Raw genomic sequence first — 17,209 nt, 5'->3', positions numbered from 1 at the left:
ATGAAGCGCAGGCTTCATTCCGGCAAAACCCAAAACCAAAAAAGAATCCCATGAAAAATAAAATCATCATAGCCTTGTTAGCAGTCAGCGCATTTATCGGCGGCACTGCCACGGCACAGGTTGACCCGCATTTTTCACAGTACTATGCTTACCCGCTCTGGCTGAATCCCGCTATGGCCGGTGTGATCGACGGCGACTACCGCCTCACCGGCAATTACCGGAACCAGTGGGCCAACTTCGGGGCCCCCTATTCCACCGCCGGCGTTTCGTTCGACGCACCGACGGATAAAAACATCGGCCTGGGGATCACCGCACTCAACATGTCGGCCGGCGAAGCGGGGTTCAATTATTTCAACGCCATGGCCACCGTATCGTACAGTGGTGTGAAAATGGGCAAGAACGGCACCACCAGGCTGGTTGCCGGTGTGCAGGCGGGTGTGATCAACCGCCGCGTAGACCAGTCGAAATTCCAGCTCGGTTCCCAATACAATCCTGTGATGGGATTCGATCCGAATATTCCTTCCGGAGAATCGCTGAAGGCCACTTCTTCCACGGTGTTTGACGCCAATGCAGGGCTGCTCCTGTTCGACGGTAATCCCAACCACCGCTTTAATCCCTTTATCGGCGTGGCCGGTGCGCACCTCACCCAACCCGAAGATCCCTTCGTGGCAGACGATACCGAATCCCGCAAGCTGCCGGTACGTTACCTCGTGCATGGCGGCTCACGCATCCGCCTTACAGACATCTTCGGCATCACGCCGCACGGCCTGTATATGCGCCAGGGCAATGCGGAAGAAATTGTGGCGGGCGTGTATGGTCAGCTGAAGGTGAATGAAGAATGCGATGTGTTGCTGGGCGCCAACTACAGGATCAACGATGCCGTTTCCCCTTTCGCGGGGGTGCACTATAAAAACTTTACGCTGGGCCTGAGCTACGATGCGAACACTTCCAATCTCCGCCGCCTCGCCAGCGGGAGTAACGCCTTCGAAATTTCGTTGTCGTTCATCGGCCGCAAACGCAGGATCATGCAGCCGGAATATTTTATCTGCCCGAGATTATAAAAGTTCCCAGTAACATCAAACGAACCTTATGAAAAAACTTACTCTCATATTGTTGTTCATTGCCGGTTGCTCCCTGAACAGCCTGCGTGCACAAATGATATACGACTACAAGCGCACGGCGGATATGTATTTTGAGCAGAAGGACTATTATTCCGCCGCCCAGTACTACAGCAAAGCGCTGGGTACCTTCACGGTGAAGCCTGGCGAATACCGGCCGTATCAGCTCGATAAAGACGGCAAAAGCAAACAGAAAAAACTGAAGGATTATGAAACGGTGGTATACCGCCTCGCGGAATCGTACCGGATGTATTACGACTACGCCAACGCGGAAAAGTGGTATGCCGAAACCGTAAACTTTGATCCCGTTCAGTTCCCGCTCGCCCGGTTCTGGTACGCCTCCTGCATCCGCGCCAACGCGAAAACGGCGGCTGATTATGAAAGGGCGCTGGCGCAGTTCCAGCAATTCAAACAAGGTTATAAAGGCACCGACGAATATTCCAACCGTACGGCGCTGGAAATACAGAACTGTGAATTCGCCATCAACGAAATGGAGTTCCCTCCGCGGTATGAAGTGGTGAAGGTAACCGGCAACATCAACCAGGGCGGCGCCAACTACGCGCCCGTGCCGGTAAGCAACAATACTTTTTATTTTACTTCTTCGCGCCCGGACTCATCGCTGATCGAAAAAAAGACCAATCCTTTCATCAACACGCTGTATGTGGCCAGGGGCGGACAGAACAGTTTCGACAGCAACGAAAAGCTGGCCATCCCCATGGAGAAAGGGATGGAGCAGGGCGCGGCGGCCATTACGCCGGACGGTAATACGATGTACCTGACCCGCTGGACGAAAAAAGACGGCAACAAACAGTCGTCGCTGTACCGCAGCACCCGCAGCGGCAACAGCTGGTCGGAGCCCCAGCAGCTGGACGCGTCCGTCAATGCGCCCGGGTACAATTCCAAAGAGCCTTATGTGACGTCAGACGGCAAGTATCTGTTGTTTGTGTCCGACAGGCCCGGCGGGAAGGGAAAATTCGACATCTGGTACAGCACCATCAACGCCGGCGGTACCCTGAGCGCGCCGAATAACATGGGCAATACCATCAATACCACCGAAGAAGAAAGTGCACCGTTCTATGATCCGGTGAAACAGATCCTGATATACAGCACCAACGGCCGCGTAGGTTTCGGCGGGCTGGATTTTTTCAGCAGCAAAGGCAACTTCGGCGGCTGGAGCGTTCCTGAAAACATGGGTTACCCGCTGAACTCCGCGAAAGACGATCAGTATTATGCTGCGTTGTCGTCCGCCAATGCGCTGCAGAAAGGTTTCATCAGTTCGGATCGCGAATCGATCTGCTGCCTGGAAATTTTTGCCGTGAAACGCAAAGCGCGGCTGGCTGGCGGATTGGTGCTCGATTGCGAAACCAACCAGCCGCTCAGCGGAGCTAAAATCACGCTGCTCGACAGCACACAGCGCAACGTGATCGAAACGCAGACCACCAGCGGCACGGGCCGTTATTCGTTCGAAGTGGAGATGAACAGGAAGTATAAAGTAGTGGTGGAAAAAGACAACTACTTCTCCAAAAACTTCAACTTCAGCTCCGAACAGCTCAGCATGGTCGATTCTATGATGAACCCTACCGTTTGCCTGAAACGTTTCGAGATCAATAAACCCATTGTCATCAACGATATTTTCTACGATTACAACAAAGCTACCCTGCGCCCCGAGTCTAAGCTGGTGCTGGATTCGCTGTATTATCTGTTGCTCGATAACCCCAAAATGGAAATTGAACTGGGCGCGCATACGGACAGTAAAGGTACCGATGCGTACAACCTTAAATTGTCCAACGCACGCGCCAAATCCTGCGTGGACTACCTGGTAGGCAAAGGTATTCCCACCGCCCGCGTGATCAGCAAAGGTTATGGTGAAAGCAGGCCCATTGCCCCCAATACCCTGCCTAACGGAAAAGATAACCCGGATGGCCGGCAGTTAAACCGACGAACGGAATTCAAGGTCCTGAAGAATTGATTCAGTTAACGCAGTAAAGATGTTCTTACCGGGAATTCTTTCCCATCATGAACCATATCCTATTCATATACAATGATGGCCGGAAATTTTCCGGCCATTTCTTTTGCACGCAAAAAAGGCTGCTCTGCATGGCAGAACAGCCTCCTCCATCTATCAACTAAAAAACTGTACGCTTAGGAAATTACTGTGCGTTTTTGCCGATGTTGCCGATCGCTACGATGCTGTCTTTCGGTGTGGCAGGCACCTTCAGGTCTACGAAAGAAACACGTGCGAAGCCGTCATATTTCAGCAGGCTGTCGTAAGTGAATTTTTTCTTCGTGGTCTCATTGATCTTGATGCTGTCGATTCTGTCGATTTTTGCTTCCAGCGCTGCGCCGGTAGTCTGGCTTTTGATTTTGCCCAGGGAAATCGCTGTGTCGAAAGGAGCGGTGGCGCCTTTGTTGCCTTTGTAGATGGCGAAGGTGTACACCGTATCTTTTGTGGATTTGTCCAGTTTTACGATCAGGCGGAAGGTGCTGTCTGACGTTTCCTGTACAATTACTTTACCAGAGGCCGTTGTACCGGTAGCACTGCTATTGAGGGTGTATTCTTTGGAGCGGTAAACCTTTGTAGGATTGTCGTCTTTAGAGCACGATGCAATGGTGATTCCGGACACGGCAATGGCGATCAGGCCCAGATTCCGGGCTTGTTTGTTAAGCATAAGCATGATTTCCGTTTTAGAAGCTTAGTTTAATAATTAGGTTAAGTGATGTACTTTTTGGTTGTTGTACAGATGTTAAACGGGTGTGGTTTTAAAATGTTACAAAGAAAATGTCTGTTTTTTTGAAAATGCTCCTTGTTGACCCGTGGAAACGCGTTGCCATGGCGGGATTCGGGAAGAAATATTTTTTTTATTTATCGTGTATTTTGCTGAAAGCGGGACGGTTGCGAACGCAGAGGACGTCTTTTTATTGTGCAGATGTTGCGGGACGAACCGGCTTCGTCCTTTTTCTCTTATGATATACGCTTTTCATAAAATTTCGCATGGCCGGCCCGGCAATTCCGTTATTTTTGTGTTCCTCAATTTTACGCATATGAAATTTTAAGCCCGTTGGTACTGCGCATGCCGGCCAACTTTCATCGCGAACGACGTTCACGGAACGCTCCCGTATTATTTATTACATTATTCATTTTTTAACTCGTAGGGCATGCGAAGCATTACGCGGGCAGTTTCCCGCACGCAGCAATTTTTCCAGTTATTCAAAGAAGCCATCAAAGGCAACGAAAAAGTTTATACCGCGGGCAGCATCAACCGCGCACTGATATTACTGGCCATTCCGATGATGCTGGAAATGACGATGGAATCGTTATTTGCATTGGTCGACGCCTTTTTCGTGGGCGGCCTCGGCAACGCGGCCATTGCCACGGTGGGCCTGACGGAATCCGTGCTCAGCATCATTTACGCCATCGCCCTCGGTATCAGCATGGCAGCTACCGCCATTGTTGCCAGGCGTACCGGGGAAAAAGATTCTGAAGGAGCGGCCCGCGCGGCCGTGCAGGCCGTTTACCTGGCCATGGGTTTTTCCGCACTGGTGAGTGTGGCCGGCCTCCTTTACTCCCGCGAAATACTGCAGCTGATGGGGGCGGACGCGGCAATGGTCAGCACCGGGCATGGGTACACGAAAATAGCGCTGGCTTCCAATTTCGTGATCGTGTTCCTGTTCCTGATCAACGGGATATTCCGCGGGGCGGGTGAGGCCAGTATAGCGATGCGTAGCCTCTGGCTGGCCAACATCCTGAACATATTCCTGTGCCCCCTGCTGATTTACGGGCTGGGGCCTGTTCCCGCGCTGGGGCTCGAAGGGGCGGCCATTGCCACTACCATTGGGCGCGGTGCCGGTGTTGCCTACCAGGTGTATCATCTTTGCAGCGGAAAAAAGCTGATCGCCATCGCATGGCGGCACCTGAAACCCAGATGGGAGGTGATTCTGAAAATGGTCAGCCTTGCCTCCGGCGGCACCCTGCAGTTCCTGATCGGTTCCGCCAGCTGGCTGTTCCTCATCCGCATCATTTCCCAGTTCGGGGAAGACGCGCTGGCTGGTTATACCTTCGCCATCCGGGTGATCGTTTTCGCCATTCTGCCGGCCTGGGGTCTCGCCAACGCTGCCGCCACCCTCGTAGGCCAGAACCTCGGCGCGGGCGAGCCGGAACGGGCGGAAAAGAGCGTCTGGAAGGCCGCCTATATGAATATGATCTTCCTCGGCATCGTATCGGTAATATTCATCATCCTGGCACCCCAGATCATGCGGGTCTTTACCCGCGACGCTGCCGTGCTGGAGATCGGTATCAAAGGCCTTCGCCTCATGAGCATCGGCTACGTGTTTTATGCCTTCGGCATGGTGATGTCACAATCGTTCAACGGCGCCGGCGACACCCGCACGCCCACGCTCATCAACCTGTTCGGCTTCTGGGCCCTGCAGATTCCCCTGGCCTGGATGCTCTCGGTAATGTTCAAATGGGGCCCCAACGGGGTATTTACGGCCATTGTGATCGCCGAATCGGTGATTGCCGTAACGGCCATTGTTATATTTAAACGGGGAAACTGGAAGAAAATAAAGGTTTAGGAGCGAATTCGTTACATTTGCTCCGTTTTTAAAACCTTTAAATCACTTCCTTACATGTCTCTTACCGTAGTTGGTACCATGGCGTTCGACGATATTGAAACGCCCTTTGGTAAATCGGATAAAATCGTGGGTGGCTCCGCTTCATATATCGCATGGGCAGCGTCCAACTTTGTACAGCCTGTTAACCAGGTATCTGTTATCGGCGGTGATTTTCCCCAGGCGGAACTGGATGCCCTGGTAAAGAGAGGCGTGTCGCTGGACGGCGTGCAGGTGAAAAAAGACGAAAAATCCTTTTATTGGGCGGGCAGATATCATCTCGATATGAACTCCCGCGATACATTGGCGACGGAACTGAATGTGCTGGCGGATTTTCAGCCGGTCATCCCTCCCAGCTACCAGGGCAGCGAGTTTCTCATTCTTGGTAACCTCACGCCCCAGGTGCAGATGAGCGTGATTAACCAGATGACCACCCGTCCCAAGCTCATCGTGATGGATACGATGAACTTCTGGATGGATGTAGCGCTGGAAGACCTGCTCAAAACCCTCAAAATGGTGGATGTGCTGATGGTCAACGATAGCGAGGCCCGCCAGCTGACGGGAGAATATTCCATCGTGAAGGCGGCGAAGAAGATCCTGACCATGGGCCCGCGTTACCTGATCATCAAAAAAGGTGAGCACGGCGCGCTGCTGTTTAACGAAAACCACGTGTTTTTCGCACCCGCCCTGCCGCTGGAAGAAGTATTTGACCCCACCGGCGCCGGCGACACCTTTGCAGGCGGCTTCATGGGCCACCTGGCGAAAACAAAGGACATTTCTTTCGAAAATATGAAAACTGCGATCATCGTCGGTTCTGCAATGGCTTCTTTCTGCGTGGAAAAATTCGGCGCAGCCCGCCTGCGTGAAATCACGAAAGAAGATATCAGCGCCCGGCTGGAGCAGTTTGTGCAGCTGGTGAATTTTGACATCGACCTGGTATAACAGGCCTGCATAAATTTAAAAAGCGGTTGCCATCTGGAAAGATGCAACCGCTTTCTTTTTATATGAAATCCCTTATTTGAACACTTCGTTCAGCACCTTCGCCAGCCGTACGCCGCCTTTCAGCAACTGATCGTTGAGCGTATCGGCAAACAGGAAGTTGTAGCGATAGCTGAGTTTGTCGCCCGGTTTGATCTGGTCGTAGATAGTGTCGGATACCAGGTGCGATTCCCACATCCAGTCCGCAAAACTGCCGGTCTGCACTTGTTTGAGCTGCCCCGGCGCGAGGAGGCGCTGCAGAATGCCGGCATATTCGGTGTAGCTGTATTGCTGAAAATCGATGAGGTGCTCGTCCCATACCCGGTGCAGGTTGGTGGGCCGGTCGAACCAGGTGACCTGGATCTTGTTACCGCCCATGTCCTCGTCGCGCCCTACGTGCAGGGGCATATGCATGTCGCCGATCATATGCACGAGGAAGCTGAGAGCGAACCGTTTGCGGTCTTTGGACGTGGCCGGGCTTTTCAGTTCCTTGATCATGGCCAGCGTCATGGTATGGATGTTTTCGCCGGTGGAGGCGGCCATGATGCTGTCGAACACGCCGCGGCTGCAGTGGCCGGGAAAATCGAGGTAATGCCAGGGCGATGTATGCTTATACCGGCCTGTGGTGTCCGATTTGATGAAGTCGGGCCAGTTGGCGATCATGGCCAGCGTTTCGTTGCCGATGATGGCGCTGATGCCCGCGCGGGCCTTCTGGCTCAGGTGAAAGCCCGCTATTTCGGCTACAACGCGGTGCCCGATAGGGCCCCAGGCTTTGGCGGTGGTGGTTCCCGTCAGCAGCAGGCCAGCCAGCGCCACTGCCCAAAAATGTTTTCTCATGAAGTGCTATTTGTAATATTTTAACGTCCGAATTTCGGTCATTCCCCGCTAAATACCGAAATTCGTTTCCCAATCAGGAAATCCAGATAATATATGCCTTTTAAGTTGCATGCACCATATCAGCCGGCGGGCGACCAGCCGCAGGCCATCCGCCTGTTGACGGAAGGTTTGCAGGATGGCGAGCGCGGACAAACCCTGCTGGGTGTGACCGGCTCGGGGAAAACTTTTACCGTGGCCAATGTTATACAGAATGTACAGAAGCCCACGCTCGTACTGACGCATAACAAGACCCTCGTAGCCCAGTTGTACGGCGAGTTCAAACAGTTTTTCCCGGAAAACGCCGTGGAATACTTCGTGAGTTATTACGACTATTACCAGCCGGAAGCCTATATGCCGGTGAGCGATACCTATATCGAAAAAGACCTGGCGATCAACGAAGAGCTGGATAAACTGCGGCTCAGGGCGACCAGCAACCTGCTGTCCGGCCGTCGCGACATCATCGTGGTGGCCAGTGTGTCGTGCATCTACGGTATGGGTAACCCCACCGATTTTGAAAACGGCATCATCCGTATCCACAAAGGGCTGACCATCGGCCGCAACACCCTGCTGCACGGCCTCGTCAACGCCCTTTACACCCGCACCACCGGCGATTTCAACCGCGGTAATTTCCGGGTGCAGGGCGATACCGTAGATATTAACCTGCCGTACGTCGACTATGGCTACCGTATTACATTTTTCGGAGACGAAATCGAAGAGATAGAAAGTTTTGACGTCACCAACGGCAAACGCATTGCTACACTCGATACGGCGGCCGTATTCCCCGCCAATCTTTACCTCGCCCCGAAAGATCTGATGGTGCAGATCCTGCACGAAATCCAGGATGAACTGACGGCCCAGGTGGAATATTTCAAAAGCCAGGGGAAGCTGATCGAAGCGCAGCGGTTGTCCGAGCGGGTGAACTACGATGTGGAGATGATCCGCGAACTGGGTTATTGCAGCGGCATCGAAAACTATTCCCGGTTCCTCGACCGCAGGAGCCCCGGAACACGGCCGTTCTGCCTGCTCGACTATTTCCCGAAAGACTTTTTGCTGGTGATCGACGAAAGCCACGTAACCATTCCCCAGGTGAGCGGCATGTACGGCGGCGACCGTTCCCGGAAACTGACCCTGGTGGATTTCGGCTTCCGCCTGCCATCAGCATTGGATAACCGGCCGCTGAACTTCCACGAGTTCGAAAACCTGCTGAACCAGACCATTTACGTAAGCGCCACCCCGGGTGAATATGAACTGAAACAGACGGAAGGTGTGGTGGTGGAACAGATCGTTCGTCCCACCGGCCTGCTGGATCCCCCCATTGAGGTGCGGCCCAGCAAAAACCAGGTGGATGACCTGCTGGATGAAATAGATAAACGTGTGCTGAAAGGCGACAGGGTGCTTGTAACCACGCTTACCAAGCGGATGGCAGAAGAAATGGACAAATACCTGCACCGTATTAATATTAAGAGCCGTTACATTCACTCCGAGGTGGATACGCTGGAACGCGTGGAGATTCTCCGTGACCTGCGCCTTGGCAATATCGACGTGCTGGTAGGGGTGAACCTGCTGAGGGAGGGTCTCGACCTGCCCGAAGTATCGTTGGTGGCCATCCTTGATGCCGATAAAGAAGGTTTCCTGCGCGACGAGCGCTCGCTGACGCAGACTGCCGGGCGCGCTGCGAGGAACGTGGACGGGCTGGTGATATTTTACGCCGATAAGATAACCGACAGCATGCAGCGTACGATCGACGAAACTTCGCGCCGCCGGGAGAAACAGCGGAAATACAACGAGGAGCACGGCATTACGCCTAAAACCGTGCTCAAGTCGAAAGAACAGATCATGGGACAGACGGCGGTGCTGGAGATCAGGCACTTCGACGACAGTTCGCCTTACGCTGTGCATGACGAGATGGCCGTAGTGGCTGACGAAGGGGTGGTATTCAACCAGAATACCATTTCTAGCATTCCACAGATGGAAAAATCCATCCAGCGGGTGCGGAAGGAAATGGAGAAGGCCGCGAAAGACCTCGATTTTATGGAAGCCGCCCGATTAAGGGACCAGATGTTTGCCATGCAGCAGGAACTGGAGAACATGAAGCGGAAATAGTTGCTAAAACAACAAACATTACATAGAATTTATTGTAATATAATTGAAGGGATAATGGTGTTTTTTACTAAACAACATTATCCCTTTTAATATTTAAATCCTTATCAGTCAAAAGATTCAAGCGATTTTTGAAATTTTACAGTGATAACTGCCCCAGTGAAAATTAGAATTTCGTAATCGGGCGGCAATATTTTTGTAACTCATTTATTATCATTATTTTAAAGTGCAAAAACAACCAATATTAGCACTATTGCACCACGCAAAAACAGTAATTATATTATAATTAATATGTATTTGATTGTTTTCTGAGCCTTCTTCAAGCCCATTTTTTCAAATATTTCCAATTTTTGCCCCTTCTATTTGACGTTTTAAATTGCATGCCTACTTTTATTTCGAAATTTAAAATGATACGCTATGAAGAAAGTTTCAATTCAGGACTATCTGCCTTTTGTTTTTTTGACTGCACTCGCAGTAATTGGCATATTTCTTCCCACTATGCCCACATTTGCTGATGCCGGCAAATATAATGTAGCAGATATCGCCTGGATATTGGTAGCTACCTCTTTGGTGTTTTTAATGACACCCGGTCTTTCATTCTTCTACGGAGGCATGGTAAACCGCAAGAATGTGATTTCTACCATGATGCAAAGCTTTATCGCAACCGGCCTCATCAGTGTGATCTGGGTGGTGGTTGGTTTCAGCCTTGCATTCGGCACCTCTCAGAACGGCCTGATCGGCGACCCTACCACCTTCTTTTTCTTTAAGGGGGTTGCGTCCGGTGAGCCCTGGAGCCTGGGAGCCACCATTCCCCTGCTGCTGTTTGCGCTCTTCCAGCTGAAATTTGCCGTAATCACCCCGGCCCTCGTGGTGGGTGCGGTGGCTGAGCGTATCCGCTTCACTTCTTATGTATTATTCATGGTACTGTTCAGCCTCCTGGTGTATGCGCCCATCGCACACTGGACCTGGCATCCGGAAGGCATCCTCTTTAAACTGGGTGTGCTCGACTTTGCCGGTGGTACCGTTGTGCATATTTCCGCCGGTTGCGCTGCACTGGCCGGCGCCCTGGTGTTGAAACGCCGTAAAGCGCACATCGCCAAACAGGAACTGCAGCCTGCCAACATTCCTTTCGTACTGATCGGTACCGGTCTGCTCTGGTTCGGCTGGTTCGGTTTCAACGCAGGTTCTTCCCTGGGTGCTAATGCCCTGGCTGTAACCGCCTTTGCCGCCACCAATACCGCCACCGCCGCCGCCGGTCTCTCCTGGATATTCTTCGATGTTATCCGCGGTAGAAAACCTTCTGTGCTCGGTTTCTGTATCGGCGCCGTAGTTGGCCTGGTAGCCATCACGCCTGCAGCCGGTTACGTTGGTGTTCCGCAGAGCCTGTTCATCGGTTTTGTTGCAGCCATCATCTCCAATATCGTGGTGCACTACAAAAACAAATCTTCCATTGATGATACGCTGGACGTATTCCCCTGCCACGGTGTAGGCGGTATGACCGGCATGCTCCTCACCGGTGTGTTTGCTTCTGCTGCTGTAAATCCCGCCCTCACTGAAAGCGGCTGGGCTTACGGTAACTTCAACCTCTTCAAAAACCAGGTGCTTGGCCTGTTGCTGGTAGTGAGCTATAGCTTTATCGTATCATGGGCTATATTCAAACTCATCAACTTCATCCACCCGCTGCGCGTAACCGAACAGGAAGAAGAACTCGGCCTGGACGTTACACAGCACAACGAAACGTACCATCCCACTAACCTCAGTGTGAATGGCCACGGTGCGCTTGCCGACGAAGAAGTAGGCGTACAGCAGTCCTAGTCCCTTTTCATCTTATCAACCAGTCAATATCTAGTTAGTTCTATTGTTTGATCCGGATTTACATTGTTTACCACCACGGCGCTCTACCGCTGTGGTGGTAAGCGGTCCGGGCGGCTTATGCCCCCACTCAGCACCTCAACAACCAGCGGCCCTTATTGCTTTATTAACCAAGTTCAAACCAAACCTCCCGTATAATGAAAAAAAGTTTATTCGCGCTTCTGGCTGTATGCTCTGCTATGTCTGTCTCCGCACAGGATTCTACACGGCTGCTTCCTGTAGGATTTAAGTTATCAGGTTCTGCCGATGTGTATTATAAGTATAACCTCAATGAAAACGCCACCGACGGAAAAACCAGTTTCACCAACACGCACAACTCCTTTGAACTGAACATGATTTCCCTCAAACTGGAAAGTTCATTCAAAAACGTGGGGCTGGTTGCGGATCTGGGCTTCGGAAAAAGGGCGGAGGATTTTTCTTATAACGACGATCGCACCCGTTTTGCCATCAAACAATTATATATTTCCTATGCGCCTGCCAGCTGGCTGAAATTCACCATGGGCAGCTACAGCACGCACGTAGGGTACGAACTGGTGGACGCTTACGCTAACAGGAACTACAGCATGTCTTACATGTTTTCCTACGGCCCCTTTTTCCACACCGGTGTGAAAGCCGATATGACTTTCGGTTCGCATAACTTCATGGTGGGGGTTTTTAACCCGACGGATTTCAAATCTGCCGCCGGATGGGGAGGCATCAAGTATGTAGGCGCGCAATATGGATTTGCCCCGGCTGAAGTGCCATTCAAATTTTACCTGAACTACATCGGCGGTATCGATACCCTCAAAACCCGTAACGATCAACTGGACGCGGTGATCACCTACCAGGTAAGCCCCAAGTTCAGCCTCGGTTACAACGGCACCGTGAGCATGTACAAAAACAAACCGGATGATACGAAAGGTAACTGGTTCGGCTCTGCCCTGTACCTGAGTTACGACCCGGTGGAAAGTTTCGGCCTGACCCTGCGTGGCGAGTATCTGTCAGACAAAGACGGCAAGAAATTCTATTCCCTGGCCGAATATCCAGAAGGCGGCAACGTATTTGCCCTCACGCTTTCCGGGCAGTACAAGATCGGCGGGTTTACCCTGATTCCCGAGGTAAGAATGGACATGGCGTCTGAAGATGCATTCATGAAAAAAGCGGAAACGCCCAAAAGCAATTCCGCCAATGTACTGCTGGCCGCCATTTACAAATTCTAAATCTAAACCCTGGCTCATATAAGAAGGTTTAACCAGACCATTATGCTGAAGGGCCGGTTAGTTTAGCCGGCCCTTATTCAACAGCTCCGGTTTGTCGCGGGAAAAAATCTCCCGGCAAACCGGAGTTTTTGTATCTTTTTGCCCCAAAAGGGGCAATTTTTATGCTACAACGTTCCACTTTGAAATTCCTGAAAGACCTCCGGCTGCATAATGACAAGGCCTGGTTTGATGAAAATAAAGCCCAGTATCATCAGGCGAAGGAGGATTTCGAGAGCCTGGTACAGCAGATCATAGACGGCCTGGTCAAAATGGACCCGGCCATGGCGGGCCTGCAGGTGAAAGACTGTGTATTCCGCATTTATAAGGACGTCCGGTTCTCCAAAGACAAAACGCCCTATAAGACCAATATGGGCGCGTCCTTTTCCAAAGGCGGCAAAAAAAGCCCGTACGCAGGTTATTATTTCCATCTCGAGCCGGGCGGCAACAGCTTCGCCGGCGGCGGCATCTGGATGCCCGAGGCGCCAGTGCTGAAAAAAATAAGACAGGAAATCGATTATAACTTTCCCACATTCGAAAGCATCGTGGGACAAAAGGAATTTATACGCGTGTTCGGAAAAGTGAACGGCGACACGTTGAAAACGGTGCCGCAGGGGTATCATGAAGACAATCCCGCCATCGCGTATATCAAATTAAAAAGCCTGGTGGTGACCCACAACGTAACGGACGAAGCCGCCATACAACCTACACTCGTGCGCGAGATCCTGCGCACATTCGCCGTGATGCAGCCGTTCGTTAATTTTCTGAACAGCGCGCAGCACGATTAAATCAAAAAAACACCCTTCTTGTACTAGTTACCGGAGATGTACCCGCAATGTGCAGGGTTCTGCCGGCAACTAGTATTTCAACACGGCTGTTGCCGCGGGAAATCAGGGAAACAGTAAATCAGTTTTTGTGTATCAAAAATTCAAACGGGCGGGATTTACGGTTTTTCAACAGGTTTTCTTTGTCAGTGCGAGTTTGTGCGAAACGTTGATTGTATACGTTAGCCACTTCAATGATCGGTATGATTCCATCAAGGGTGTCTTTCTGATCAACGATGTTCATAATCCGGGAGACTTGTGAGGAAAAATTCGTGCTCCACTCTTCGGTAAACTTGTGCATTAACAGAAGTTCACGGTTAGTGTTGGTTTTCATAGGATAAAGGGTGTTTAGTTTGATAGTTTAGTTGTCATGCAAAAAACAGATAAAGAATTTATTAGCATAGGATTGTAATTCAAAGTTGAAGTTTATCCCCCACATATCAATACTACTTCCGTGTAGTTTTTATCCCTAGTTATTAACAGTTTCTGACGCTATGAAAAAATAAACACCCGCAGGCACCTGGTAGTTGCTCTTCAATACAGATTGTTCGTATATCCCGCAACGTATTTTTTGACGGGGAAGTGAATTTACATCTCTTTTTTACAAATTCCAAATGTTCAACTGTATAATTGATTGAGAATAAAGGAAGCATACCGGGCATTAACAAAAAAGCGCAGATGTCGATTTGATAATCGGTTGAAAGTAGCTACAGGTAAGTGGTTGAGCTGCAATGGAATATTGAAAAACAGAAAAAGGCCGGAGATGTTTTTAATACACTCCGGCCTTCGAAAAATAATTTATTGTAACCAGTTTATAACCAGTTCTTTCCCTGCAGGTATTCCGCAATTTGTACAGCGTTCGTTGCTGCGCCCTTGCGTAAATTGTCTGCAACGATCCAGAGATTTAAGGTGTTAGCCTGCGATTCATCCCTGCGGATACGGCCTACAAAAACCTCGTCTTTATCATGCGCATCTTTCGGCATGGGGTAGCTCGCGTTAGCCGGATCGTCCACTACGATCACACCGGGTGTAGCCGCCAGGATCTGACGCACTTCAGCGAGATCGAAATCTTTATCGAACTCGATATTCACACTTTCGCTATGACCGCCCATTACGGGAATTCGTACGGTCGTGGCAGTTACTTTGATGCGTTCGTCGCCCATGATTTTTACCGTTTCCTTCACCATCTTCATCTCTTCTTTGGTATACCCATTGTCGAGGAACACGTCGATCTGCGGAATCACGTTCAGGTCGATCTGGTGTGCGTACGCTTTTTCACCTTCGATGCCCTGGCGCTCGTTCATTAATTGTGTAACTGCTTTTACGCCGGTACCGGTTACAGACTGGTAGGTAGATACCACTACGCGCTGAATGCCGTATTTTTTATGGAGCGGGTCGAGTACCAGCACCATCTGAATGGTTGAACAGTTCGGGTTGGCGATGATTTTATCTTCCGGTGTCAGGGCGGACGCGTTCACTTCGGGCACTACCAGTTTTTTGGTAGGGTCCATGCGCCATGCGGAAGAGTTGTCGATTACCGTGATGCCTGCAGCAGCGAATTTGGGCGCCCACTCAAGGGAGGTGCTGCCGCCTGCGGAAAAAATAGCCACATTCGGTTTCATGCCGATAGCCGTATCTGCAGTCACAACCTTGTACGGCTTACCCTTATACATCACTTCCTTGCCAACAGATTTCTCGGAAGCTACGGGTATCAGTTCCGTTACAGGGAAATTCCTTTCCGCCAATACTTGCAACATTTTGGAGCCTACCAGTCCGGTTGCTCCTACTACGGCTACTTTCATTTTGAATGTTTGTTTAAGAGGCCCCAAAATTAATACAGAAAACCAAGATTTTTTTTATATTCGGAGAGATTGTTAACTCATTAAATTCTTCTTTCATGCATTCCATTGTTTGGGGCCTGCTCCTGGCCGCCCTGCCCTTGTCCGCTGCCGGTCAGCGGCCATCGCCGCACCGTTTCCGGGTGCTCATCCACGAAATTTTCGCCGATCCTTCGCCTTCCGCCGGTCTTCCGGAATTTGAGTTCATCGAATTGCGCAATGTGAGCGGCGTCCCGATAAACCTGAAGGGCTGGCTGCTGAAAGACAGCAGTCAGACCATGAAACTGCCGGAATACTGGCTGCAGGCAGACAGCCTGGTGGTGATTTCCGCCCGTCCCGTGTTTTCCCCGGGCATTGCCGGCAGCGGCTTTCCATCGCTGGGGAACGATGGCGAAACCATTGCCCTGTATGACCCGGGCGGAGCGCTGGTGCATGCCGTCGCTTATCATAAAAGCTGGTACGGCGCAGCCCTCAAAAGTGCCGGGGGCTGGAGCCTGGAAATGAAGGACCCGCGCTGGCCCTGCACCGGCGCCGAAAACTGGACGGCCTCCACGGCGCCAGCGGGCGGCACGCCGGGAACGGCGAATTCGGTGGCGGGCAACATCGAACCGCCGCCGCTGCCGGACATTCTTCGTATATCCGTGCCGGATAGCGCGCAGGTGGTGCTGCACTTCTCCGCCGGCACCGACAGCGCTTCGGCCGCATCCCCTTCAGCTTACAGCCTGCCCGGCATCGCATCCGTTACCGTGCCGCCGCCGCTCTTCAACACCACCGTATTGTACCTTTCGCAGCCGCTGGAAAAAGGGCGCCTGTATAGCCTGCAGGCCACGGGCCTCCGCGATTGCGCCGGCAGGGATGCCGGTCCCGGATTGCCGGTTGCGTTCGCGTTGCCGCTGCGGGCCGATAGCGGTGACATCGTGCTGAATGAAGTGCTGTTCGACCCGCCGCCGGATACCCCCGACTTCCTGGAAATCCACAACCCGGGCAATACGGCCCGGGAGCTGTATCCGTTGCACCTGGCCACCCGCGGGGCCGACGGGCAGCTGAAACAGGCCGTTCCGCTCACAGCTGGCCCGCGGATGCTCCTGCCCGGCGGATACCTGGCTTTTACGGAAGACGCCGCCGCGCTATGCCGGGCCTACGCCTGCAAAGGCGAGGTGCTGCAGCTACCGGCCCTGCCGCCGATGCCGGACGATGAAGGCCGCCTGGTGCTGCTGTACCCGGACGGGACCGTGGTGGATGCATTCGACTACCGCCGCTCTTTCCATTTGAACACCCTGTCTTCCGCCAGGGGCGTGTCGCTTGAACGGCTCAACCCCTACGGGCCGTCGCAGCACGCGCAGAACTGGCACTCGGCCGCGGCCACGGCGGGTTATGCTACACCGGGGTATGCCAATTCCCAGTTACAGGACGGCGGAACGGCTGCGGGGGTGTTTGCCGTGCAGCCCGCGCGCTTCAGTCCGGATAACGACGGGCACGAAGATGTGGCCGCCATCAGCTGGCAACTGCCGGGGCCCGGTTTTACGGGGTCGATTACGGTTTTTGACGCATTGGGGAGGGAAGTGAGGCTTCTGGCCGGTAATTTGCTGCTTGGAAGCAGCGGCAAAGTGTTCTGGGATGGCCTGAATGCCCTGAAAATGCCTGCGCCGGCCGGAATCTATATTATATTTATCCGGATTTTTAACGGAGCCGGGGTCGTAAAGACGTGGAAATCCGCGCTGGTATTGATCCGGACCTGATTTTCCCGGGGCGGGTGGCAG

Annotated in this window: 13 protein-coding genes; 9 read left to right on the top strand and 4 right to left on the bottom strand. The window is 52.1% G+C overall.

The features are described 5' to 3' along the window. Positions 1-50: 50 nt before the first annotated feature. Positions 51-1,061 (top strand): PorP/SprF family type IX secretion system membrane protein, encoded by a 1,011-nt coding sequence (locus EGT74_RS07585; RefSeq protein WP_123845911.1) that lies wholly within the window; start codon positions 51-53, stop codon positions 1,059-1,061. A 28-nt stretch (positions 1,062-1,089) separates the two neighbouring features. Then, positions 1,090-3,087 carry an OmpA family protein gene (locus tag EGT74_RS07580; RefSeq protein WP_123845910.1) on the top strand — a complete coding sequence of 666 codons (1,998 nt, stop codon included), beginning with the start codon at positions 1,090-1,092 and terminating at the stop codon, positions 3,085-3,087. A 181-nt stretch (positions 3,088-3,268) separates the two neighbouring features. On the opposite strand, the gene EGT74_RS07575 is transcribed toward EGT74_RS07580, so the two are convergent. Beyond that, complete coding sequence (locus EGT74_RS07575; RefSeq protein WP_123845909.1) at positions 3,269-3,787, bottom strand: hypothetical protein; 519 nt, start codon at positions 3,785-3,787, stop codon at positions 3,269-3,271. Between the two features lie 487 nt (positions 3,788-4,274). On the opposite strand from EGT74_RS07575, the gene EGT74_RS07570 reads away from it, so the two are divergent. Then, on the top strand, positions 4,275-5,690 hold the full coding sequence (locus EGT74_RS07570; RefSeq protein WP_123845908.1) for an MATE family efflux transporter: 1,416 nt from the start codon (positions 4,275-4,277) through the stop codon (positions 5,688-5,690). 54 nt (positions 5,691-5,744) lie between these two features. Next, the gene (locus EGT74_RS07565; protein WP_123845907.1) at positions 5,745-6,668 is read left to right on the top strand and encodes a PfkB family carbohydrate kinase; all 924 of its coding nucleotides are present in this window, start codon (positions 5,745-5,747) and stop codon (positions 6,666-6,668) included. A 72-nt stretch (positions 6,669-6,740) separates the two neighbouring features. Here EGT74_RS07565 and EGT74_RS07560 read toward each other — a convergent pair whose 3' ends face one another. After that, positions 6,741-7,541, bottom strand: coding sequence for a S1/P1 nuclease (locus EGT74_RS07560; RefSeq protein ID WP_123845906.1), 801 nt, complete (start codon positions 7,539-7,541; stop codon positions 6,741-6,743). A 93-nt stretch (positions 7,542-7,634) separates the two neighbouring features. Here EGT74_RS07560 and uvrB point away from each other — a divergent pair, with 93 nt between their 5' ends. The 4 genes from uvrB (at position 7,635) to EGT74_RS07540 (ending at position 13,575) form a co-directional block, all read left to right on the top strand. After that, on the top strand, positions 7,635-9,683 hold the full coding sequence (uvrB, locus tag EGT74_RS07555) for an excinuclease ABC subunit UvrB (protein WP_123845905.1): 2,049 nt from the start codon (positions 7,635-7,637) through the stop codon (positions 9,681-9,683). Positions 9,684-10,178: 495 nt separating this feature from the next. Next, a complete protein-coding gene (locus tag EGT74_RS07550) occupies positions 10,179-11,495 on the top strand; it encodes an ammonium transporter (protein WP_246008143.1) in 1,317 nt (438 codons plus the stop codon). Between the two features lie 194 nt (positions 11,496-11,689). After that, on the top strand, positions 11,690-12,751 hold the full coding sequence (locus tag EGT74_RS07545) for a porin (protein ID WP_123845903.1): 1,062 nt from the start codon (positions 11,690-11,692) through the stop codon (positions 12,749-12,751). A 161-nt stretch (positions 12,752-12,912) separates the two neighbouring features. Beyond that, positions 12,913-13,575, top strand: a complete 663-nt coding sequence (locus EGT74_RS07540) for a DUF2461 domain-containing protein (RefSeq protein ID WP_123845902.1) — start codon at positions 12,913-12,915, stop codon at positions 13,573-13,575. A gap of 118 nt (positions 13,576-13,693) precedes the next feature. Here the strand turns inward: EGT74_RS07540 and EGT74_RS07535 are convergent, their stop codons facing one another. Both EGT74_RS07535 and EGT74_RS07530 read right to left on the bottom strand, forming a co-directional pair. Beyond that, a complete protein-coding gene (locus EGT74_RS07535; protein ID WP_123845901.1) occupies positions 13,694-13,945 on the bottom strand; it encodes a hypothetical protein in 252 nt (83 codons plus the stop codon). A 478-nt stretch (positions 13,946-14,423) separates the two neighbouring features. Next, entirely contained in the window at positions 14,424-15,413 is a 990-nt protein-coding gene (locus EGT74_RS07530) for an aspartate-semialdehyde dehydrogenase (RefSeq protein WP_123845900.1), read from the bottom strand. A 95-nt stretch (positions 15,414-15,508) separates the two neighbouring features. Here EGT74_RS07530 and EGT74_RS07525 point away from each other — a divergent pair, with 95 nt between their 5' ends. Continuing rightward, positions 15,509-17,188, top strand: a complete 1,680-nt coding sequence (locus EGT74_RS07525; protein ID WP_123845899.1) for a lamin tail domain-containing protein — start codon at positions 15,509-15,511, stop codon at positions 17,186-17,188. The last annotated feature ends 21 nt before the right edge of the window (positions 17,189-17,209 follow it).

Source organism: Chitinophaga lutea (assembly GCF_003813775.1).
Classification (GTDB): Bacteria; Bacteroidota; Bacteroidia; order Chitinophagales; family Chitinophagaceae; genus Chitinophaga; species Chitinophaga lutea.
This window is presented reverse-complemented; position numbering and strand designations above follow the sequence as displayed.

Bases quoted from the DNA above. Each gene is read 5' to 3' on its own strand.
- EGT74_RS07550 (WP_246008143.1), top strand. From the start codon at position 10,179: ATGCCCACATTTGCTGATGCCGGCAAATATAATGTAGCAGATATCGCC.
- EGT74_RS07570 (WP_123845908.1), top strand. From the start codon at position 4,275: ATGCGAAGCATTACGCGGGCAGTTTCCCGCACGCAGCAATTTTTCCAG.
- EGT74_RS07565 (WP_123845907.1), top strand. From the start codon at position 5,745: ATGTCTCTTACCGTAGTTGGTACCATGGCGTTCGACGATATTGAAACG.
- EGT74_RS07530 (WP_123845900.1), bottom strand. From the start codon at position 15,413: ATGAAAGTAGCCGTAGTAGGAGCAACCGGACTGGTAGGCTCCAAAATG.
- EGT74_RS07585 (WP_123845911.1), top strand. From the start codon at position 51: ATGAAAAATAAAATCATCATAGCCTTGTTAGCAGTCAGCGCATTTATC.
- EGT74_RS07535 (WP_123845901.1), bottom strand. From the start codon at position 13,945: ATGAAAACCAACACTAACCGTGAACTTCTGTTAATGCACAAGTTTACC.
- EGT74_RS07545 (WP_123845903.1), top strand. From the start codon at position 11,690: ATGAAAAAAAGTTTATTCGCGCTTCTGGCTGTATGCTCTGCTATGTCT.
- EGT74_RS07560 (WP_123845906.1), bottom strand. From the start codon at position 7,541: ATGAGAAAACATTTTTGGGCAGTGGCGCTGGCTGGCCTGCTGCTGACG.
- EGT74_RS07540 (WP_123845902.1), top strand. From the start codon at position 12,913: ATGCTACAACGTTCCACTTTGAAATTCCTGAAAGACCTCCGGCTGCAT.
- EGT74_RS07580 (WP_123845910.1), top strand. From the start codon at position 1,090: ATGAAAAAACTTACTCTCATATTGTTGTTCATTGCCGGTTGCTCCCTG.
- EGT74_RS07575 (WP_123845909.1), bottom strand. From the start codon at position 3,787: ATGCTTAACAAACAAGCCCGGAATCTGGGCCTGATCGCCATTGCCGTG.
- EGT74_RS07525 (WP_123845899.1), top strand. From the start codon at position 15,509: ATGCATTCCATTGTTTGGGGCCTGCTCCTGGCCGCCCTGCCCTTGTCC.
- uvrB (WP_123845905.1), top strand. From the start codon at position 7,635: ATGCCTTTTAAGTTGCATGCACCATATCAGCCGGCGGGCGACCAGCCG.